Genomic DNA, 21,283 nt, shown 5'->3' with positions numbered 1-21,283 from the left:
CCGTGGGTTTAACCGTAAGCTTCGCCGATCAGATCACGCACCGCATCGAGCAATGCTTCGTCGTGGAAACTGCCTTTCGCCAGATAGTAATCCGCGCCCGCGTTCAGGCCGGCGCGGCGATCCTCTTCGCGATCCTTGTACGAGACGATCATCACCGGCAGCGACTGCAGTTGCGGATCGCGCTTGATGAGCGTGACGAGTTCGATGCCGTCCATGCGCGGCATGTCGATGTCGGTAATCACGAGGTCGAAGCGCTCGCCGCGTACCGCGTTCCAGCCGTCCATGCCGTCGACGGCAATCGTCACGTCGTAGCCGCGCGTAGCCAGCAGTTTGCGTTCGAGTTCGCGCACGGTGAGCGAATCGTCGACCACCAGTACGCGTCGCGTGACGCGCCGGGCGGTGAGGGTGGCGCCGTGCTGCGTATGTTTCAGATCACCGCCCGCGACGAGCCTTTCGACGGAGCGCAGCCAGTCGTCGACATCCGCGATCAGCACCGGGTCGCCGTTTTCCATCAACGCGCCGGCGGTGATGTTCCGGATCTTGCCGAGGCGCGGGTCGAGCGGCTGCACGACCAGCATTCGCTCGCCGAGAAAGCGATCGACCACCACGCCGTAGGTTTCTTCGCCGTCGCCGATCACGATCAGGCTGACGGTATCGCCTTCGTTGGCGGGCGGCGCGGTGTCGAGAATCTGATGCGCGGTGACGACGCCGACGCGGCGGCCGTCGAATGCGATGTGCTGATGGCCTTCGAGCAATTCGATATCCGCGCGGCTTACGTGCAGCGTGCGGTTCACATGGGCGAGCGGTACGGCGTACGGCTCGCCCGCGACTTCGACGAGCAGGCTGCGAATCACCGAGAGGGTGAGCGGCAACTGCAACTGCACGCGTGTGCCGACACCGGGTTCATGCGTGATGCGCACCGTGCCGCGCACGCGCTTGACGACGTCGTGCACCGCGTCGAGTCCGACGCCACGGCCCGACACCTCGGTGACCTGATCTCGCAGCGAGAAGCCGGGCAACAAGAGGAATTCGAGCAACTCGGTTTCGGACAGCTGCGCAGCCGTTTCCGCACTCGCCAGCTTCTTGTGAACGATCGACGCGCGCAGTGCGTCGAGATCGATGCCCGCGCCGTCGTCGGAGACGCTGATGAGCAGGGCGCCGGCGGTGTGACGGGCGTCGAGCGTAAGCGTGCCTTCCTCGGGTTTGCCGCGCGCGAGACGGACCGCAGGCGCTTCGATGCCGTGGTCGATCGCGTTGCGCAGCATGTGGCCGAGCGGCGCTTCGAGCAGATCGAGAATGTCGCGGTCGACCTGAGTCGATTCACCGACCAGTTGCCAGCGCACCTTCTTGCCGAGCGAACGCGCGACGTCGCGCACCATGCGCGCGAGACCGCTGGTGCCGTCGCCGAAGGGGCGCATGCGGCATTGCAGTGCGGCGTCGTACAGCTGTTGCGACAGATGGGTCGAGCGGCGGTCGAAGCTTTCCAGATCGGCCAGGCGCTCGGCGAGCAGGTGTTGCGATTCTGCTGTGAGGCGGCGCAGTTCTTCGAGCGCGGCGTGCGCGCGCGGGTCGAGCTTCAGGTCGGCGAGCGTTTCGTGTAGCTGATCAAGCGCGCGTGTGCCGTCGCGTTGGACGCGTTTGACGCGTAGCATCGATTGCGCGAAGGGTTTGAGCCAGCGCGATTCGACCAGTGATTCGCCGGATAGGGAGAGCAGCCGGTCGAGGTTGTCGGCGCGTACGCGCAGCATGCGGCCGGGGTCTGTTGCTGGGGTGTTTGCTTCGTGCGAGGTGGATGCGGTTGCGGTCGACGGCGCAGAGGCGCTTGCAGGATCGGCCGGGGTTGCGGCGGCGGACGCTAAGGTGCTTGAAGAAGCGAACGGGGTCGCAGGGGCGGACGCGCTTGCAGGAGCAAACGAGGTTCCCGAGGCGGGCACGGATGCGTTTGCAGTCGCGCTGGCCGGTGCGGCAGAAGCGGGTGTTGCTTCGGCGCGCAGGGCGTTGGCTAGCAGATTGAATGCGGCGTCAGCGTCCTGGTCAGAGTCGGCCGATGCGGTTTGCGGTTTGGTGGCTATGCTGGGTGCAGATGCAGAACCGTCGTCGCGAGCAGCCCCAGGAGCAACCGGTGGCACAGCATCCCTTCGCATTGCCATTCCATGCGGCACCACACCCACCATCCGCGCTTGCAACGACGCCACGCACGCGCTGACCGCATCACGCGCCGACTCGTCCTCATCATTACCGATGCGCGCAACGATATCGACTCCGCGCAGCAACTCATCAATCCAGGCCGCATCGAGCAAGGCGCGACCTTCCTGCGCCGCGACGAAGCAATCCTCCATCGCGTGCGCGAGCTCGACACCCACCTGCACACCAACGATACGCGCCGCACCCTTCAGCGAATGCGCCGCGCGCATGCAGGCTTCGAGCGCGGCGGCATCGCGCGGTGCGCGGTCGAGCGTGAGCAGGCCGTCGTTGAGCACACGTGCCTGGGTCCGCGCTTCTTCGCGGAAGAGATCGATCAGCGACGGGCGGCGCGGGTCGTCCGTCATCCGAGACTCCGGTTCAAGGTATCGAATAGTGCATCTGCGTCGAGCAGGCCGACCGTCATGCCGCGCCACGGCGCCACGGCGCGCGTATGCGCAGCGGCGGCTTGCGAGAGCGTCGCAGGCGGCGGGCAAAAGGTGGAGACCGCGATCCGATGCACGCCGTCGACCTGATCGACGGGAAACACCGCGTGCTCTTCGGTGCGCGATACCACCAGCAAACGCGGCAGATCGTGACGCGCTTTGTCATCGTCTGCGGTGGTGTCGGCTTCGAAACCCAGCAGATGCGCGAGCGACAGGCACACCAGCAAGTCGCCCTGCACATTCACCACGCCCAGCACCGCGCGATGCTGCCGATGCGGCAACGTATGAATCGGCCGCGTCTGCACGATGCGCTTGAAGATCGGCGTGGGCAGCGCGAGCCATTCGCCACCGATACGGAAGATAAGGAACGACTCACTCGCGTCTTGCTGATCATGTCTTTGCGGATGCGCCGGTGTGCGGGACTCGTGCTGCGAGAGATCCACGAGTGGAATCGGACGCTCAAGCAATTTGGCCGCAGCGGCTTCAAACACGGGGCAATTCAGACAGCGCACGTATTCTTCCAGCCGCTCGCACGACGAATCGCCGCGCACGCCGATGCGGTTCCAGCAATCGTCGAAGGTCACCGTGCGTTCTTCAACCACGTTGCGCTCCCTGTGCGCGCGATGCGCGGTCCATCAACAGACGCGCACCGTTACGGTCACCTTCGAGTTCGAGCAGCGTCGCCAGATGCGCGAGCGCCTCGGCGTGCTGCGGGTCGAGGTAGAGCGCCTTGCGATACTGGCCGCGGGCGAGGTTCGTATCGCCATTGGCGTCGGCCAGCACGCCGAGCAGATAGAACGCGTCGGCGTGCGGGGCGTGCTGTTCCAGATAGACGTTGATCGCGTTCGCGGCTTCCGTCAGACGTCCCGCGTCGGCTAGCGCGTGCGCCGCTTGCAGCGTGTCGCGTGAGGCGTTGGTCGGCGAGGTGATGGGCAGTGACATGAACTCGTGCGACTGCGACGCGGCTTTGGATGGCTTCGGCGTGTATTGCGAAATACCGCTCAAAGGCGTGCGCTGTGAAACGTCATTCGACGGCATGTTCTGGGAAATACCGTTCAATGACGTGCGTTGCGAGATTGCATCCAACGGCATGTGCGGCGACCTCGCGTTTAACTGCGTCTGCGCCAAACCGCCGCTGAACGACGTGCGCGCAACGGGATCGGGCCACGCAAAAGGCTCGGCCGAAAACACCTGCAACGGCGCGAGCGCGGGCACTGGCGAATGCGTCATCGCGAGTGCCGCGGCCGTGGCAAGCGGGGCGGTGTGCCAGCTGTTCATCTGCGCTTCGGCAGCCGTGGCGCGATGGAACGCGAACGCCAGCGGAATCTTCGCCGACTGCATGCCATAACGCATCAACAGCCCGGTTTCCGCGGGGCCGACGAATAGCGTGCCGTTTTCGGCCAGCACGCCGTTGAGCGCTTGCAAGGCCGTCTGCTGGGCGTCGCGATCGAAGTAAATCAGCACGTTGCGGCAGAACACGAAGTCGTAGACGCCGAGCGCCGTGGCATCGAGTTGCATCAGATTCGCGCGCGAGAACCGGACCGCGTCGACGATGCGTGGCGCGAGACGCCAGCCGTCTTCGGTGCGGGTGAAGTGAGCGTCGCGAAATGGGAACGCATTGCCGCGAAACGAGTTGCGGCTGTACACGGCGCGCTGGGCGAGAGCCAGCGAGCGCTCGCTGATATCCATTGCGTCGATGCGCATGTGCGCGGCGTCGATGCCGGCGTCGAGCAGCGTCATCGCGATCGTGTACGGCTCTTCGCCGCTCGAGCAGGGCAGGCTCAGAATCCGCAGCGGCAGCGCGGTGCCGCGCTCATCGAGGCGTTCGTGCGCAAGACGCGCGAGCGCTCTGAACGCGTCGGCATCGCGATAGAACCAGGTCTCCGGCACCACCACCGTTTCGACGAGCGCCTGCACCATCGAGGGCGACGCGTAGGTGGCTTCCCAGTAGTCGGCGAGCGTGGCTTCGGCGTGACCATCCGCGCACCAGGCCGCGGCGCGCTGATCGACCGCCCGCTCAATCGACTGATGACCGAGCGACGCTGCATCGAGCCCGATGGTCCGATGCAGCAGATCGGCGAAGCGTCGATAGAGCGGCGCATTGTCGTGATGCGCGTTCATGCGTGCGCCTCGGGAAACAGCAGGGCTTTGACCTCATCGGGCAACAGATGCTCGACGCGAATCCATTGCACCAGACCGCCCGCTTCGCTTGCGACTGGGCCCAGATAGCGCGCATTCGGCATGTCGATGCCGGCGTCATGAAACGCGTCGGCTTCCAGACGGATGGTGCGCGTTGCGCCTTCGAGCAGCAGCGCGAGCAGGCGCACCGTGCCCGCATGCGGATAGCGCACCAGCACGACGCGTGTCGACATCAACTGCGCGGCGGGGCGGCCGAGCGCGAGCGCCGGCAGATCGATCACCGGCAGCGGCGCGCCCTCGTGATCGAGCACGCCCGCGACCCACGACGGCGCGCCGGGGATCGTCTTGGGTGGCGACTGGGGCGTGAGCGGCATCAGACGCTCCACCTGCGTCGCGTCGATCACGTAGCGTTCGTTATCGAGCGTGAAGAGGATGAAGAGCATCGGCGTGGGCTTGGGCTGTTAGAGAGGCGTATGGGCGGATCGGCGTCGGCGTGCTTCGGTGAGCCCGCCGCGGCGCGTCAGGCCACCACCTTGAAGCGCGATACGCCGGTGCGCAGACTATTGGCGACGTGCGTCAGATCGTCGATCGCCTGGGTCGACTGGCGCAGCGATTCCGCCGTCTGCTGCGCGGCCTCCGAAAGCTGCGTCAGTGCCTGGGTAATCTGCTCCGCGCCGGTGGCTTGCGTCTGCATCCCTTCGTTGACCATCGAGAAGCGCGGCGCGAGTTGTTGCACCTGCTGGATGATCTGCGTGAGATGGCCGCCCACGTTCTGCACGTCGAGCATGCCGCGCCGGACCTCTTCGGAGAACTTGTCCATGCCCATCACGCCCGCAGCCACCGCCGACTGGATCTCCTTGACCATCTGTTCGATATCGTAGGTCGCCACGGCGGTTTGATCCGCGAGGCGGCGAATCTCAGTCGCCACGACGGCGAAGCCGCGGCCGTATTCGCCGGCTTTTTCAGCTTCGATCGCCGCGTTCAGCGAGAGCAGGTTGGTCTGATCCGCGACCTTGGTGATGGTGGCCACGACCTGGTTGATGTTGCTGGCCTTCTCGTTGAGGATCGCGAGCTTCGCGTTGACCGAGCCGGCCGCTTCCATCACGAGGCGCATGGTGTCTTCCATGCGCGCGAGGCCGGCGTGACCGGTGCCCGCGAGCGCCGCAGACTGGCCGGCTACTTCGGAGACTTCGTTCATCGTGCGCAGCAGATCGCGCGAGGTTGCGAAGATTTCGCGCGACGTCGCGCCGATCTCTGTGGTGGTCGCCGCGGTTTCGTTCGCGGTGGCTTGTTGCTCACGCGAGGTCGCGGCGATCTCCGTGACTGACGTGGTGACCTGAACCGCCGACTTTTGCGCCTGGCCGACCAGTGCCGTGAGCTCGTCGGTCATGCGATTGAAGCCTGCTTCGAGCGCGCCGATTTCATCCGCGCGGTTCAGCTGCAGACGTTGCGTGAGGTCGCCCGTGCGCATGACGTCGACCACTTGCAGCACCTTCGCCATCGGCGTGGTGACCGCGCGCAGCAGCCAGTAGCCGGCCAGCACGGCGGCAATGGCGGCAATCAGCAGCATCACGAGCAGCACGATGCGCGTCGTCTCAACCGAGTTGCGGATGTTTTCGGCGGCCTTGTCGGCGTCGGCCTTGTTGTTGTCGACCAGCTTGCGCACCGAGACGCGGCCGGTTTCCCAGACAGACGTGAGTTGCGTGTTGAAAATCTGTGCGGCGTTCTCTTTCGAACCCGGCAACGCATTCAACAAGGACGTCTGGATCGGCAGGTACTGTGCGTGTTGCTGACGGAAGTCATTGAAGAACTCGCGATCGTTGTCGCGGAAGATGGTCGCGCCGTAGTCGCCGAGGAGCTTTTGAAGTATCTGCTCGGTTTCCTGCAAGCGGGCGTCGTCGCGCTTGATGGAGTCGGGGTCCGCGTCCACGTAAATGAGACGCTGCGTGACGGTGTAGTTCTCGAACCAGGCCGCGCGCATCGCGGTCGCGTAGTAGAGGCCGGGCATCGAGTCTTCCTGCTGACTCTTCGCGTCGCGGTCGATGCCGCCGAGTTGCTCGAAAGTGACGATTGCCATTGCCAGCATCACGATCAGCACGATCCCGAAGCTGCACAGAATCCGTTGCCGGATGGTCCATTGTTTCACGCGCACGCCCCTTAACTTTTTTGCTTGGGCTCGACGCCCGATGTCGACTTGTAGGTCTCGGGGTCGAAGGATCGGAAAGCTTTGCAGACGTCGGATTTGTCCGACGGGTCATGCGGCGAATTTTACATTGATCGTGGGAATGGATGGCGGTCAACGAGGCGGTTGCCCAGCAACGCGTTACAGCCGTAATGCCCGGTTACCAACTGCAGCATCTATTTCCGCGCGCGCCCTACACAATCTGTTCCATGCCTGAACGGCGGGAGCGAAACATGAAAAAGATTGCGGTGGCGTTGGTGATGGTGGGGAGCCTGAGCGTGGCGGGTCAAGCGTCGGCGCATGGCAATGGCGGCGATGTGGTCGGCGCGCTGATCGGCGGCGCCGTGCTCGGCGCGGTGGTGACGTCCGTATTGAATCCGGCGCCTGTGGTCGCTTACCAGCAGCCGGTCTATGCGCAGCCGGTTTATGCGCAACCGGTGTATCAGCCTGCGCCGGTGTACGCGGGGCCGCCGCCGGGATACTGCTATGACCAGTACCAGCGCGCGTATGTCGCGTGCGGTGCGCCGCCGCCCGCACAGTATGGGTATCCGCAGCAGCCTCAGCAGGGCTGGTAAGGACGTGAGCGGACGCGCGCAGCTTTGATGCTCGCGCGTTACAGAGAAAAAGGCCGTCGCAGTGTGCGACGGCCTTTTCTTGTTGGGTATCTCTGCTCAGTGCTTGTGATGCAGCCACTCCGCATAATGCGTATCGAGCCAGCGTTCGAGGCGCTCCGGCTTCGTCTTCTCGCGATAGTGGGACGCGGCCCAGATCGCCACGCCGACCACCAGCATCACCAGGGGTCCCAGCAAATAAGCCATTAACGGTTCAGACATGGGAGCCTCCGTCCCGATGTGCATCGATGTTTTAGTTTAGACGATGAACGGCGAGAAAAAAGGTCGCTTTAAACGGTTGGCTGCCGGCGCGCCGGGATTGACGTGATTGGGCTTGTGAGGCGCGGTGTGGGGATATTGAGAACCTAGTGAGAGAGGTAGTTTTCTTTTTATGGATTGGTACTTACGTCTTGCTCATCTTTCTCTGTGTACCAAAAGTGTACTGGTGGCCAAGGGCGAGGAGAGATGCGGCGGGTGGCCTGACGCTAGCGGCGTTTACAGCGCCCGCTGCATTTAGCCTTTCACGCCTTGTCGGTTGCTCCCGATCTGGGCGTCGACAAAATCTGCCCATAGTTGCAAGGTCTGACGCCGTTCTGCGGTGTGTTCAGCGTGATTGCCTCCATCCGGGGCATCTTTGACGGTATGCGCCAGCGCATTCTCGATCACGTTCACAGACTGCCCCATCTCGCGCAAGTGGGTCGCGGCGGTGCGTCGAAAGTCATGTAGGACGAAATGCTCGACGTCGAGCCCGAGCGATTTGACCGCTTGATTGAGCGTGCTCTTCGCGATCGGCCTGTCGTCGCCCCTGACGCTCGGGAATACGAAATTCCGGCTGGTTTTCGTGTCCTGAAGCTCGCGAAGCAAAGCGACCGCCTGATGCGAGAGATGCACCACGTGCTTGCGGTCCTTGTTCATGCGCTCAGCTGGGATCGTCCATCGTGCTGCGTCGAGGTTGAATTCGGACCAGGCTGCTTCGACGAGGTCCGACTTCCGCACCATCGTTAGCACCAGCAGGTGCAAAGCCAACTTCAGCGGGCGTCGAATGTTCGATGCGTAGATCGCCCGGAGCGTGGCGCCTATTTCGTCAGGATCGAGCACGCGGGTGCGGCTGTCCGGCGTCGCGATGAAGCGTGCTGGGATGAGTTCTGCCGGATTGGTCGTAGCCAGTTGCCGGGCGATCAGGTACTCGTAGAGCCGCTTGACGGCGTTGCGCGTGTGCAGCGCCATCTTTGGCGAGCCGCGGCTTTTGATCTGGTCGCAGATCGCGCGGATGTCGTCGTCCGTCACGGCTTTGATCGGCTTGGCCCCAATGGCAGGCAGCACGTCCTTTTCGAGCGCGCGCCGCGTGGTGCGCTGATATTCTGCCGACTTGCCGGCCATCTCCGTCGCGAGATAGAGTTCGGCGCCTTCGCGCAGCACCTCTGCCTTGCTTTCCGCGCCGCGGTCGCGACGCGCGGTCGCCACCGGCGAGACGCCGCTCGCGACCATCTCCGCGTACTTCTGTGCCTTGGCGCGCGCAACCCGCAGCGAAATCATCCGGTAGTCGCCGATCGTGACGAGCGGCTGACGCTTGCCGTTCAGTGAATAGCGGAAGCGCCAGACCTTGGTGCCCGTCGTCATGATTTCGATGACGAGGCCGTTGCCGTCTGCGACGCAATATCGGGTGGCGCGCGGTTCGAGCGCGCGGATTTGCGTTTCGGTGAGGGGCGCGGCTAGTTTTGGCATGGCGGATCGTTTGATACACGGACGGCGGGATTTTAAACCGGTTGTCTTTTGTGTACCAAAGAAATGTGAGAGTTTTGGTCAACAGATGGCATTTGATGTGCGCCATGGAGGTTGCGCCGAAAGGCCTTTTTGGCAAGGCCAGATAAGCCTTTCATGCGAAATTTTCGATCCTTCCTACTTGCCGATGCAAAACCGGCTGAAAATCACGCCGAGCAGGTCGTCCGAGCTAAATTCACCAGTGATCGAGTTCAGTTGATCCTGCGCGAGACGCAGTTCCTCGGCGAACAGATCGAGCGTTTGAGAGTTCTGATCGGCGTGCGCCGCAGCCGTCGACAGATGCTCCTGAGCCGCGCGCAGCGCGATCAGATGCCGCTCGCGCGCGAGGTAGACGCTCTCCGCGCCGGCCTGCCAGCCGGCGATTCGCAGCAATTCCTCACGCAGCAACGCAACGCCATCGCCCCGTTTCGCCGACAGCCCCACTTCGCTGAGTTCGAGATCCGCGTCGAGCGGCGTCACGGATGGTGCGAGCCCCGTCAGATCCGTCTTGTTCAGCACGCGCACCACCGGCACGCCGCTTGGAAAACGCGCAGCAATCGTTTCGTCTTCGGCGGTCATGCCGGTACGTGCATCGAGTAGATGCAGCACGACGTCCGCGCGCTCGATCTCGCTCCACGTGCGTGCAATGCCGATCTTTTCCACCTCGTCTTCGGTATCGCGCAGGCCGGCCGTATCGATCACGTGCAGCGGGATGCCTTCGATCTGAATGGTCTGCGCGACCTTGTCGCGTGTTGTGCCGGCGATCGGCGTGACGATGGCCAATTCCGCGCCGGCCAGCGCGTTCAGCAGCGAGGACTTGCCGACGTTCGGCTGCCCCGCCAGCACCACCGACAAACCCTCGCGCAGCAACGCGCCCTGGCGTGCCTCGCTCAGCACGTGCACGAGGCGCTCGCGAATCCGTGTGAGCTTGCCGCGGGCGTCGGCGGCTTCGAGAAAGTCGATTTCTTCTTCCGGAAAATCGAGCGTCGCTTCGACCAGCATCCGCAGCGTGATGACTTCTTCGACCAATGCGTGGATGTCGCGCGAAAACGCGCCGTCGAGCGAGCGGCCCGCCGAGCGCGCGGCGGCCTCGGTGCTGGCCTCGATCAGATCGGCGACAGCTTCCGCTTGCGCCAGATCCAGCTTGTCGTTGAGAAACGCGCGCCGCGTGAATTCGCCCGGTTCCGCCAGGCGCAGTCCGAAAGCACGGCCGGCGTCGATGCACCGCTGCAGCACCAGTTGGAGCACGACCGGACCGCCGTGGCCCTGCAACTCGAGCACGTGTTCGCCGGTGTAGGAGTGCGGCGCGGGAAAGTACAGGGCGATGCCGCGATCGAGCGCGCTGCCGGTGTCGTCGAGGAACGGCACATAGCTCGCATGGCGCGGCGCGAGTGCCTGGCCAGTGAGTGCTTGCATCAACGGCTGTGCGGCGGCTTCCCCGGCACGGCCGAACGAAATCCGCACGACCCCGATCCCGCCTCGGCCGGGGGCGGTGGCAATGGCGACGATCGGATCGGAATCGGTGGCGAGCATGGGAACGAGGCTGTCAGAAGGGATTGAATGCGCACGAGTAAGCGCCGGGCATTGTAACGCGGGGGCATTCACCGGCTCTGGGCTCAGGCCCGATTCTTAACGCGCCATGAGTTTGATAAGACAAATCAGGATTTATCTCACATAAGCTAAGATAGCCTAAGACGCATTTGCGACAGATGGACGCCTTCGAATGCCTAAAACGCACACCACACAAGGAAAAGACGGAATTCTATAAAATCGTGAAACGCGTTATTAGGTACCGATTTCAGGCTAAAAATAGCTTATTTGAGCAATAAAATTGCGCGTTTGGTTGTCCACTGACTATGCGCCGAATTGCACAATCGGGCCCATGCCGACCTCTAAAGAAAAAGCAGCTTTCGCCAAACGGCTGAAAGACTCACTCCCCAAAGATATTAAGGGTGGGACCGATTTAGCCAGGGAATTCAATCTGCTTTATAGCAGTGGCCCTGCCGTCTCACCACAAACCGCGCACAAATGGCTCGCGGGCACGACGATTCCGAAGCGCGACAAGTTGCAGGTTTTAGCGACGTGGCTGCAAAAGGACGTCCACTGGCTGCACTACGGGCCGACGCCCTCCGGCAAGGCCAAGCCGCTTGCCCGTGGCGAGAAATATCCGATGACGCCGGAAACGATCGAACTGGTCACGAAGATGGCTAACCGCTTCGTGGGTCTGTCGCCGAGGCAGCGCAATCTGGTGGAAGAACTGATGACGGAGTTCGACGGCGGCACGCAACAGGAAACCGACGCCGCGCCTGAAGACGCATCGACAACGACATCGAAAGACAAGGGCCAATCGGCCGAGTAATAAAAAAAGCCACCCGGTTTTACACCGGGCGGCTTTTCTACAGCAAGCGTCTGTTCATGCCTGTCACTCAGCGGGCGCTACCACCACCCGCCTCCGGCAAGACATCAATCAGGCCGCTTTCGTCTTCGTCTGACCCATCATTCGCGTGATGTAGTACTGCTGGGCGATCGACAGCACGTTATTCACGACGTAATACAGCACCAGACCGGCGGGGAAGAAGAAGAACATGACCGAGAACGCGATCGGCATGAACATCATCATCTTGGCTTGAACCGGGTCCGGCGGCGTCGGGTTCAGCTTGGTCTGCAGGAACATCGAGACGGCCATCAGCACCGGCAGGATGAAGAACGGATCCTGTTGCGACAGATCGTGAATCCAGAGAATCCACGGTGCGCCGCGCATTTCAACCGACGACAACAGCACCCAGTACAGCGAGATGAACACCGGAATCTGAATCACGACCGGCAGACAGCCGCCGAACGGATTGACCTTCTCGGTCTTGTACAACTCCATCAGCGCCGAATTCATCTTCTGCGGATCGCCCTTGAAGCGTTCGCGCAGGGCTTGCATACGCGGCGTGATCGCCTTCATGCGCGCCATCGACTTGTAGCTTGCTGCCGACAGCGGGAAGAACACGGCCTTGATAAGCAGCGTGAGCAGCACGATCGACCAGCCCCAGTTGCCGACATAGCTGTGGATCTTCTCGAGCAGCCAGAACAGCGGCTTCGCGATGATCGTGACCCAGCCGTAGTCCTTCACCAGTTCCAGGCCCGGCGCGATGCCTTCGAGCATGCGCTCTTCTTCCGGACCGGCGAACAGGCGCGCAGACACGTCAACCGACTGGCCCGGGGCGATGGTTGCCACCGGTTGCTTCACGCCAACGCGATACAGCGTCGGATCGATCTTCTCGACATAGATGTCGCGCTTCGCACCTTGCTGCGGAATCCATGCCGACGCGAAGTAATGCTGCACCATCGCGATCCAGCCGTTGTCGGCCGAATTGACGAAGTCTTCCTTGTTCTTGTCGATGTCGCTGAACGTCATCTTCTGGAAGTGATGCTGGTCGGTGTAGACAGCCGGTCCGATGAACGTGTGCGAGAAGCGCGGCGTTTCCACCGGCGTGTCGTCGCGCACCAGTTCCATATAGACCGACGGCGTAACCGGCGCGGTTCCGACGTTTTCGATCTTCGTGTCGACGCCGATCACATAGCTGCCGCGCGTGAACGTGTAGGTCTTGATGACCTTCACGCCACCCTTAACCGGCGATTCGAGGCTGAGCTGGAACGACTTGGCGTCGCCCGTCAGATCGTGCGGCTGGTTCGGCACCGGCGTGAAGACGTCGGTGTGGTTCGGGAAATCGCCGCCGAGCAGACCGGTGCGCGCCAGATACGTGTGGTTCGCGGTGCGGTCGAACAGCGTGATGACCAGATCGGGCTGCTTGCCGTCGCCTTGCTTGACGAGCGACAGCTTCGACAGCGTGCCGCCGCGGGTGTCGATCTCGCCGTTATAGACGTCGGTGCTGAAGCTGATCAGCTGGCCCTGAGCCGCAGCTGCCGGCGCATTGCCCGGCGCAGCAGCGTTGGTGGCCGGCAGATCGGCAGATTGGGTTCCCGGCGTCGTGGTTCCCGGTGCGGCGCTACCGACGGTCTTGGTCGGGTTGGCGCTCGGGAAGAACATCGACGGGCGTCCGTGGTCGCGTTGCCAGTTGTCGAACAGCATGACCGCTGACATGAAAAAGATGACCCATAGGACGGTGCGTTTGATATCCATGCGTTGTCTCAGTGTCGATGGAACGGCGCGTCAGCGCTTTTCAGAAGTGGGAGGCGGGACGAGATCGATGCCGCCCGCGGAAAACGGGTGGCAGCGGCAAATACGCCTGGCGGCGAGATAAGTCCCGCGCGCGGCGCCATGATACTGGATTGCTTCGCGCGCGTAATCAGAGCAGGAAGGGTAAAAACGGCACCGGTTGCCGAGCATGGGGCTGACGGCAACCTTGTAGAAACGCAATAAAGCGATGAGTACCGTTTGCATGACTGGTGCGGCCTAACGGCGCCGCGCAACGTGGAGTACCGGGTGAGGCCCGCGCAGCTTGGCTGCCGTAGCTATCCTGGTGAACCGGATAGCTACGAAGCGGGCACTCACTTGAGCGTCATTCCGTCTTGGGCGCTTCCGCAGGTGGCGCTTCGCGACGGACAATTTCGCGCGCTGCTTTATCGAGCAGCGTCTCTATTTCGCTGCGGCACAGCGCCCTCAACGGCGGCGACGAGGCGCTCGGCAAAGCCTTCTTGTCGAAGCGCGTGTGCAGACGCAACAGCACATCCCAACCGCCGAATTCCGCGCGACGCAGCCGGAAGGCTTCACGCGCGAGTCGACGTACAAGATTACGCGTGGCCGCGCGCGGCGCATACTTCTTGCCGATCACGAGACCTAAGCGAGCGTCGTTACCGGTGGGCCGGCCGTACACCACGAAGTGCGCGGTGCGACGCCACGGGCGCAAACGAAAAACGGATGAAAATTCATCCGTTTTCAGTAGCCTTGCGGCTTTGGGGAAGGCGGCTTGCGCTCGCAACGGAACCGAGCCCAGTTGCGGCGCCCCAGCCGCTCCCGCTTCGCCGCGGGCATCGCTTGCCACAGACGGAGCGCGCAATCCGCTCGCTACCTTAGATGGCGAGGCGCTTGCGGCCCTTCGCGCGACGTGCGTTGATGACCTTGCGGCCACCTGCTGTCTTCATGCGAACGCGGAAGCCGTGGGTGCGCTTGCGACGGGTAACGGAAGGTTGGTAAGTACGTTTCATGTTGCTCTCACTTGATCGACTGATCGAAAATTAACCGCACGATCATCGCTGAAGCGGCAATGGCCGGAGGTTGTGCAGAATTGGTTTTCGCGGAACCCGCTATTTAAACCGGTTTTCTTTTGGCCGTCAATAGTTTAGCCTGCTTCGGCCTGACCCCAAGAGGAGTTCGCCCGATGATCCGTCCCTGTGGATAACTCCCTTTCGCCGACGATTTGGCGTTAGAATCTCGCCTTACTTCCCAAAAATTCTGCACGCCGCTCCGGCTCGCTTGCCCCGCAAACCCTTGTGGCACAAGCGCCTGGAGCCATTACGCCTGGTTCGGCCTGACTGCTCAGGGCCTTGTTGCGTACGCGCGACAGGGGCAGGGGCGAACCGCCGTGCACATCATAACGACAGCAACTCGATGAACGATTTCTGGCAACACTGTTCCGCATTGCTGGAGCGCGAGCTAACGCCCCAGCAGTACGTGACGTGGATCAAACCGTTGGCCCCGGTCGCCTTCGACGCCGCTGCGAACACGCTTAGCATCGCTGCGCCGAACCGCTTCAAGCTCGACTGGGTCAAGAGCCAGTTCTCCGGCCGCATCGCGGATATGGCCCGCGATTTCTGGCAGACGCCGGTCGATGTGCAATTTGTGCTGGACCCGAAAGCAGGCATGCGCGCGCCAGCGGCGACGTCGTCGCCGGCTCCGTCGCGTCCATCTTCTGCGTCGGGCGCAATGGGCGGTGGCCATTCGTCGGGTGCAAACGGTGGTGGGGCCGCCGTGGACGCAGCCGTCGGCGCCGTCCAGGCGTCGCAAGCCGCGCGCGCCAATGGCGCGAACAGCGCGATGGCGACCCTCAACGCGAATGCACGCGCTGCGGCCGACCACAACGCGAACGCACGCGCGGTCGCCGAAGATGCCGCCGACCTCGATCTCCCCAGCCTCGACGCGAACGAAGCCGCCGCCGCACGCCGCACGTGGCGTCCGGGCCAAAGCGCGAGTTCGAACGGTAACGGCGACAACGACTCGATGTACGAGCGTTCGAAGCTCAACCCCGTGCTGACCTTCGACAATTTCGTGACCGGTAAGGCCAACCAGTTGGCGCGCGCCGCGGCGATTCAGGTCGCGGACAACCCCGGGATCTCGTACAACCCGCTGTTTCTGTACGGCGGCGTGGGTCTCGGCAAGACCCACCTGATTCACGCAATCGGCAACCAGCTTCTAATGGACAAAGCCGGCGCGCGGATTCGCTACATCCACGCGGAACAGTATGTGTCCGACGTGGTGAAGGCCTACCAGCGCAAGGCGTTTGACGATTTCAAGCGCTACTACCACTCGCTCGACCTGCTGCTGATCGACGATATTCAATTTTTCTCAGGCAAGTCGCGCACACAAGAGGAATTCTTCTACGCGTTCGAGGCGCTGGTCGCGAACAAGGCGCAGGTGATCATCACCAGCGACACGTATCCGAAGGAAATCTCCGGCATCGACGACCGTCTGATCTCGCGCTTCGACTCCGGCCTGACGGTCGCGATCGAGCCGCCCGAGCTGGAAATGCGCGTCGCGATTCTGATGCGCAAGGCTCAATCCGAGTTCGTGAGCCTGAATGAAGACGTTGCGTTCTTCGTGGCCAAGCATCTGCGCTCGAACGTGCGTGAACTGGAAGGCGCGCTGCGCAAGATCCTCGCGTATTCGAAGTTCCACGGCCGCGAAATCACGATCGAAGTGACAAAAGAAGCGCTGAAAGACCTGTTGACGGTGCAAAACCGGCAGATTTCGGTGGAAAACATCCAGAAGACCACGGCTGACTTCTACAGCATCAAGGTCGCGGACATGTATTCGAAGAAGCGTCCGGCGAACATTGCGCGGCCGCGGCAGATCGCGATGTATCTGGCGAAGGAGCTGACGCAGAAGAGTTTGCCGGAAATCGGCGAGCTGTTTGGCGGGCGCGACCACACCACCGTGCTGCACGCGGTGCGCAAGATCGCTGCCGAGCGTGGCACGGACGCGCAGTTGAACCACGAACTGCACGTGCTGGAGCAAACGCTGAAAGGTTAAGCAGCCTGGAAGGAAATTTCGATCTGTTTATTTCGGAACTCGCCCCCATTTTAGTGGAGCGGTTCCGTTTTCAGGCACAATACAGGTTTAACCGCCCGGCGGCCGCGGGCGGAATTCACGCCGTGACAGGCGCTGCGTAGCGCCGGCGGGGAGCCGCGGTTGCGCGCTGTAAGGCTGGCAAGTCAGGCGCGCAGGCCGTTATATCAACGAAGGAACTCTATGCAACTGGTCAAGACCGAACGCGATAACCTCCTCAGGCCGCTGCAAACCGTGAGCGGCATCGTCGAACGCCGCCATACGTTGCCGATCCTCGCCAATTTGCTGATTACCAAGAACGGCCCTGAAGTGTCGTTCCTGTCGACCGACCTCGAGTTGCAGATCACCACGCGTGCCGATTTTGGCGTGGGCGGCGATTCGGTCGCGACCACGGTGGCAGCAAGAAAGCTCCTCGACATTCTGCGTGCCATGCCCGACGGGCAGGTCACGCTCACGCTGAACGACAAGCGTTTGACCGTGCAATCCGGCAAGAGCCGCTTTGCGCTGCAAACCCTGGCGGCCGACGAGTTCCCGACCGTCGCTCAGGCTAAAGACTACGGCGCGAACCTGGTGGTTCCCCAGAAAACGTTCCGCCAGTTGCTCGGCATGGTCCATTTCTCGATGGCCCAGCAGGACATCCGCTACTACCTGAACGGCATGCTGCTGGTGGTAGACGGCGACCAGCTGATGGCAGTCGCAACAGACGGCCACCGCCTCGCGTTCTCGTCGATGAAGATTGAAGGCTCGTTCGCGCGCCAGGAAGTCATCATTCCGCGCAAGACGATTCTCGAACTGCAGCGTCTGTTGGAGGACATCGACGACACGCTGAAGATCGACATCGCGCCCACGCAGGTGAAGTTCACCTTCGGCCAGGTCGAACTGGTGTCGAAGCTGGTGGAAGGCAAATTCCCCGACTTCCAGCGCGTGATTCCGAAGTCGCACAAGAATCAGTTCGTGATCGGCCGTGAAGAACTGCAGCGCTCGCTGCAACGCGCCGCGATTTTGACGTCGGACAAATTCAAGGGCGTGCGCTGCATCATCGAGCCGGGCCAGTTGAAGATCATGTCGACCAACGCCGATCAGGAAGAGGCGCAGGAAGAACTGGAAATCGCGTACGACGGCGACAGCGTCGATATCGGGTTCAACGTCACGTATCTGCTCGACGTGCTCGCGAACCTGAAAGTCGACATGTTGCAAGTGAGCCTTGGCGACGCCAGCTCCAGCGCGTTGATCACGATTCCCGAGAACGACGAATTCAAATACGTCGTGATGCCGATGCGCATCTAACGCGTCCAAAACCAAAGAACACACCAAGGGGCGCAGTGCCCCTTTGGCGTTTTTATGGTGTTTTGAAAAGTCCCGAGCAGCAACCTTGCAGTAACGCAGAACCGGAAAAAATCCATGACTGAAACGAACAATTCGCAACCCGATAACAGCTACGGCGCCTCCTCGATTCAGATCCTCGAAGGTCTGGAGGCGGTACGCAAGCGGCCGGGGATGTACATCGGGGATACGTCAGACGGGACCGGTTTGCATCACCTCGTATTCGAAGTGCTGGACAACTCCATCGACGAAGCGTTGGCGGGGCATTGCAACGATATCCAGGTGATCATTCACGCGGACAACTCGATCTCGATCACCGACAACGGCCGCGGTGTGCCGACCGGCCTGAAGATGGACGACAAGCACGATCCGAAGCGCAGCGCCGCTGAAATCGTGATGACCGAGCTGCACGCCGGCGGCAAGTTCGACCAGAACAGCTACAAGGTGTCCGGCGGTCTGCACGGCGTGGGCGTCTCGTGCGTGAACGCGCTCTCGGCGTGGCTGCGCCTGACCATTCGCCGCGACGGCAAGAAGCACTTCATGGAATTCCACCGTGGCGTGCCGCAGAACCGCGTGATCGAAGAGATCGACGGCGTGGCTGTCTCGCCGATTCAGCTGATTGGCGACACCGAAAACCGCGGCACCGAAGTGCACTTCCTGGCTGACGAGACGATTTTCGGCAATGTCGAATATCACTACGACATTCTGGCCAAGCGGATTCGCGAACTGTCGTTCCTGAATAACGGCGTGCGAATCAAGCTGACCGACCAGCGCACGGGCAAGGAAGAAGATTTCGCGTTCGTGGGCGGCGTGAAGGGTTTTGTTGAGTACATCAACAAGAACAAGGCCGTGCTGCACCCGAACATTTTCCACATCAGCGGCGAGAAAGACGGCGTGGGCGTGGAAGTGGCGATGCAGTGGAACGACAGCTACAACGAAAACGTGCTGTGCTTCACGAACAACATTCCGCAGCGCGACGGCGGCACCCACCTGACCGGGTTGCGTGCGGCGATGACGCGCGTGTTGAACAAGTACATCACCGATCACGAAGTCGCGAAGAAAGCGAAGGTCGAAACGGCCGGCGACGACATGCGCGAAGGGCTCTCGTGCGTGCTGTCGGTGAAGGTGCCGGAGCCGAAGTTCAGCGCGCAGACCAAGGACAAGCTGGTGTCGTCGGAAGTGCGCGCACCGGTGGAGGATGTGGTCGCGAAGGCGCTCGAAGAATTCCTGCTGGAAACGCCGAACGACGCGAAGATCATCTGCGGCAAGATTGTTGATGCGGCGCGGGCGCGGGATGCGGCTCGGAAGGCGCGTGAAATGACGCGTCGTAAGGGCGTGCTGGATGGCGTGGGTTTGCCTGGGAAGCTGGCGGATTGCCAGGAGAAGGATCCGGCGAAGTCTGAGATTTATATCGTCGAGGGTGACTCGGCTGGCGGCTCGGCGAAGCAGGGGCGTGACCGGAAGTTTCAGGCGATCTTGCCGCTGCGCGGCAAGGTGCTCAACGTGGAGAAGGCGCGCTATGACAAGCTGCTTTCTTCGGAGCAGATTGTGACTTTGATCACTGCCTTGGGTTGTGGCATCGGCAAGGAAGACTACAACCTCGATAAGCTGCGTTATCACCGCATCATCATCATGACCGATGCTGACGTGGACGGCGCGCACATCCGCACGCTGCTGCTGACGTTCTTCTATCGTCAGATGCCGGACATGATCGAGCGTGGGTATATCTATATCGCGCAGCCGCCGCTGTTCAAGATCAAGGCGGGTAAGGATGAACGGTATTTGAAGGATGAGGCTGAGGTTAATGCTCACATCCTGAAGCTGGCGTTGCAGGGGTCTGAACTGCTGGCTTCCGAAGGCGCTACGCCTATCACCGGCGATGCGCTTGGTGAGTTGGCTCGGGCCTATTTGCTGGCTCAAGCTGTGGTGAATCGTCTGAGCCGGTTATATGACGCTGGGGCGCTTGAGGCTGTGATGGATGGGGTTGTTATTGACCTGTCCAGTGAGGAAGCGGCTGCGGTGTCGGCGGCGGCTCTTGAGGCCAAGTTGCGGGATGATGCGTTGAAGCCTGAGGTTAAGGTCACGACGATGTATGACCCGGTGCGTGAGCTGCGCTCGCTGCGCGTTGCGCGGACTCATCACGGGAATCAGAAGATTTCTGTGTTGGATCAGGATTTTCAGCTCACTGCTGATTACCAGCAGCTGATCAATACCGCTAATACGTTTAAGGGGTTGATTGGGACTGGTGCTGTCATCAAGCGCGGCGAACGGAGTATGGCTGTTACCGACTTCAAGAGCGCTATGAAGTGGTTGCTGGCTGATGCTGAACGGAATATCTCGAAGCAGCGCTATAAGGGTCTCGGTGAGATGAACCCTGGGCAGCTTTGGGAAACGACGATGGATCCGACTGTGCGTCGCTTGCTGAGGGTGCAGATTGAGGATGCTATTGCGGCTGATGGCATCTTTACGACGCTCATGGGGGATGATGTGGAGCCGCGTCGGGCTTTCATTGAGTCGAATGCGTTGCGGGCGGGGAATATTGATGTTTGATGTTCTTTGTAGCAGGAACCATAATATGAGATTTTGGGAAGCGTCTATTGAGACATTTATCGATGGATGCGACCCGATAGCTCACACGGCGAACGCGATTGACGTCATGGCCTGAAGAGCGTCGGGCATCTAGTTGATGTAGTCGTCGTTTTCTTGATCGTAGGGCGACAGAGTAAGTGCGACTGGCGCTGTAGCTATGCGACTGTGGGACGGGATTAATGTGACTGGCCTCGTTCAGAATCAAATGACCGCCAATCGCAGGCGGGGCCCGTGGGATTAATTTGGGACTGACGTCACAGTTTTGAGGCTGGCACGTGCCAGAAACCGCGAATAGGCGGAAGTCGCTGTTGCAATGGGAAGGTCGGGAGTTCGACCCTCCTCCACTCCATCAATAAAATCAAAGGGTTACAGGCGGCTTGCCTGTAACCCTTTTTTGTTTCTGGATGCCGTGTAACCGCTGTGTACCCGGATTCGGTCCGCTCAGATCCACTCCGATCCATCATCATGATGCTCTGGTGCCGTAGAACCGTTGAGTCTTCTAAGACCCACACGCTCATCATAGAACGCCACCTATACCGCGAACGAAGAACGAGGATTCCCAGAGTAACGCCGGTAACGCCATCGCGCCACGAGAGTGCGCCGAATTCCCCAGCGGTCTTGCATTCGAGCAGTTCCACGTCGCGGTTTCCGACGACTTCTCGATCGACGTTGGCGAGCATCCACGGTAATGGCGGATGCTGTAGAACGGCTTGACGCGCCGCACACGGTTGCCGGTTTTTAGTGTTGCAATTCGATCGGTCGGTAGAGCACTTGTCATCTTGAGGCGCGTTATCCTGTTGTGAGGTCGAGCTAGGTGGCC

The 21,283-nt window shown here is 61.5% G+C and carries 17 protein-coding genes and 1 pseudogene; 5 read left to right on the top strand and 13 right to left on the bottom strand.

The window, feature by feature from the left end; genetic code table 11:
• Window positions 1–8: 8 nt before the first annotated feature.
• The 5 genes from R8871_RS30950 to R8871_RS30930 form a co-directional block, all read right to left on the bottom strand.
• Window positions 9–2,549: a hybrid sensor histidine kinase/response regulator gene (locus R8871_RS30950; RefSeq protein WP_175053864.1), complete on the bottom strand. Its 2,541-nt coding sequence runs from the start codon at window positions 2,547–2,549 to the stop codon at window positions 9–11.
• Window positions 2,546–3,229 (bottom strand): chemotaxis protein CheW, encoded by a 684-nt coding sequence (locus tag R8871_RS30945; protein WP_175053863.1) that lies wholly within the window; start codon window positions 3,227–3,229, stop codon window positions 2,546–2,548. Before R8871_RS30945 ends, R8871_RS30950 begins: the two co-directional genes overlap by 4 nt.
• Window positions 3,222–4,748 carry a CheR family methyltransferase gene (locus tag R8871_RS30940; RefSeq protein WP_175053862.1) on the bottom strand — a complete coding sequence of 509 codons (1,527 nt, stop codon included), beginning with the start codon at window positions 4,746–4,748 and terminating at the stop codon, window positions 3,222–3,224. Before R8871_RS30940 ends, R8871_RS30945 begins: the two co-directional genes overlap by 8 nt.
• Window positions 4,745–5,209: a chemotaxis protein CheW gene (locus R8871_RS30935; protein ID WP_175053861.1), complete on the bottom strand. Its 465-nt coding sequence runs from the start codon at window positions 5,207–5,209 to the stop codon at window positions 4,745–4,747. The genes R8871_RS30940 and R8871_RS30935 overlap by 4 nt, the downstream gene beginning before the upstream one ends.
• A 77-nt stretch (window positions 5,210–5,286) precedes the next feature.
• Window positions 5,287–6,912, bottom strand: coding sequence for a methyl-accepting chemotaxis protein (locus tag R8871_RS30930; protein WP_175053860.1), 1,626 nt, complete (start codon window positions 6,910–6,912; stop codon window positions 5,287–5,289).
• A gap of 269 nt (window positions 6,913–7,181) precedes the next feature.
• On the opposite strand from R8871_RS30930, the gene R8871_RS30925 reads away from it, so the two are divergent.
• Entirely contained in the window at window positions 7,182–7,523 is a 342-nt protein-coding gene (locus R8871_RS30925) for an ecotin precursor (protein ID WP_175053859.1), read from the top strand.
• Between the two features lie 96 nt (window positions 7,524–7,619).
• Here the strand turns inward: R8871_RS30925 and R8871_RS30920 are convergent, their stop codons facing one another.
• The 3 genes from R8871_RS30920 to mnmE form a co-directional block, all read right to left on the bottom strand.
• The gene (locus R8871_RS30920; protein WP_172737712.1) at window positions 7,620–7,781 is read right to left on the bottom strand and encodes a hypothetical protein; all 162 of its coding nucleotides are present in this window, start codon (window positions 7,779–7,781) and stop codon (window positions 7,620–7,622) included.
• 291 nt (window positions 7,782–8,072) lie between these two features.
• Window positions 8,073–9,284: a tyrosine-type recombinase/integrase gene (locus R8871_RS30915; RefSeq protein WP_175053858.1), complete on the bottom strand. Its 1,212-nt coding sequence runs from the start codon at window positions 9,282–9,284 to the stop codon at window positions 8,073–8,075.
• 174 nt (window positions 9,285–9,458) lie between these two features.
• Window positions 9,459–10,853, bottom strand: a complete 1,395-nt coding sequence (mnmE, locus tag R8871_RS30910; protein WP_175053857.1) for a tRNA uridine-5-carboxymethylaminomethyl(34) synthesis GTPase MnmE — start codon at window positions 10,851–10,853, stop codon at window positions 9,459–9,461.
• A gap of 349 nt (window positions 10,854–11,202) precedes the next feature.
• On the opposite strand from mnmE, the gene R8871_RS30905 reads away from it, so the two are divergent.
• Window positions 11,203–11,679 (top strand): XRE family transcriptional regulator, encoded by a 477-nt coding sequence (locus R8871_RS30905; RefSeq protein WP_244864164.1) that lies wholly within the window; start codon window positions 11,203–11,205, stop codon window positions 11,677–11,679.
• 108 nt (window positions 11,680–11,787) lie between these two features.
• Here R8871_RS30905 and yidC read toward each other — a convergent pair whose 3' ends face one another.
• The 4 genes from yidC to rpmH all read right to left on the bottom strand — a co-directional run bounded on the left by yidC (window position 11,788) and on the right by rpmH (window position 14,474).
• Complete coding sequence (gene yidC, locus R8871_RS30900) at window positions 11,788–13,449, bottom strand: membrane protein insertase YidC (protein WP_175053856.1); 1,662 nt, start codon at window positions 13,447–13,449, stop codon at window positions 11,788–11,790.
• A gap of 30 nt (window positions 13,450–13,479) precedes the next feature.
• Window positions 13,480–13,710, bottom strand: a complete 231-nt coding sequence (gene yidD / locus R8871_RS30895) for a membrane protein insertion efficiency factor YidD (protein ID WP_007180115.1) — start codon at window positions 13,708–13,710, stop codon at window positions 13,480–13,482.
• 118 nt (window positions 13,711–13,828) lie between these two features.
• The gene (rnpA, locus tag R8871_RS30890) at window positions 13,829–14,326 is read right to left on the bottom strand and encodes a ribonuclease P protein component (protein WP_175053855.1); all 498 of its coding nucleotides are present in this window, start codon (window positions 14,324–14,326) and stop codon (window positions 13,829–13,831) included.
• Window positions 14,327–14,339: 13 nt separating this feature from the next.
• Complete coding sequence (gene rpmH / locus R8871_RS30885) at window positions 14,340–14,474, bottom strand: 50S ribosomal protein L34 (protein WP_004198824.1); 135 nt, start codon at window positions 14,472–14,474, stop codon at window positions 14,340–14,342.
• Window positions 14,475–14,877: 403 nt separating this feature from the next.
• Between rpmH and dnaA the strand changes: the two genes are divergently transcribed.
• From dnaA to gyrB, 3 genes are all read left to right on the top strand, one after another.
• Window positions 14,878–16,515, top strand: a complete 1,638-nt coding sequence (dnaA, locus tag R8871_RS30880) for a chromosomal replication initiator protein DnaA (protein ID WP_217468926.1) — start codon at window positions 14,878–14,880, stop codon at window positions 16,513–16,515.
• A gap of 219 nt (window positions 16,516–16,734) precedes the next feature.
• A complete protein-coding gene (gene dnaN, locus R8871_RS30875; protein ID WP_054037057.1) occupies window positions 16,735–17,838 on the top strand; it encodes a DNA polymerase III subunit beta in 1,104 nt (367 codons plus the stop codon).
• Between the two features lie 114 nt (window positions 17,839–17,952).
• Window positions 17,953–20,424, top strand: a complete 2,472-nt coding sequence (gene gyrB / locus R8871_RS30870; RefSeq protein WP_054037059.1) for a DNA topoisomerase (ATP-hydrolyzing) subunit B — start codon at window positions 17,953–17,955, stop codon at window positions 20,422–20,424.
• A 293-nt stretch (window positions 20,425–20,717) separates the two neighbouring features.
• Here the strand turns inward: gyrB and R8871_RS38885 are convergent.
• Window positions 20,718–21,208 (bottom strand): annotated as a pseudogene (locus tag R8871_RS38885) (YqaJ viral recombinase family protein); the annotation flags it as partial.
• Window positions 21,209–21,283 lie beyond the last annotated feature (75 nt).

The sequence above is a fragment of the Paraburkholderia sediminicola genome, assembly GCF_902859805.1.
In the GTDB taxonomy this organism is placed as follows: Bacteria; Pseudomonadota; Gammaproteobacteria; order Burkholderiales; family Burkholderiaceae; genus Paraburkholderia; species Paraburkholderia sediminicola.
This window is presented reverse-complemented; position numbering and strand designations above follow the sequence as displayed.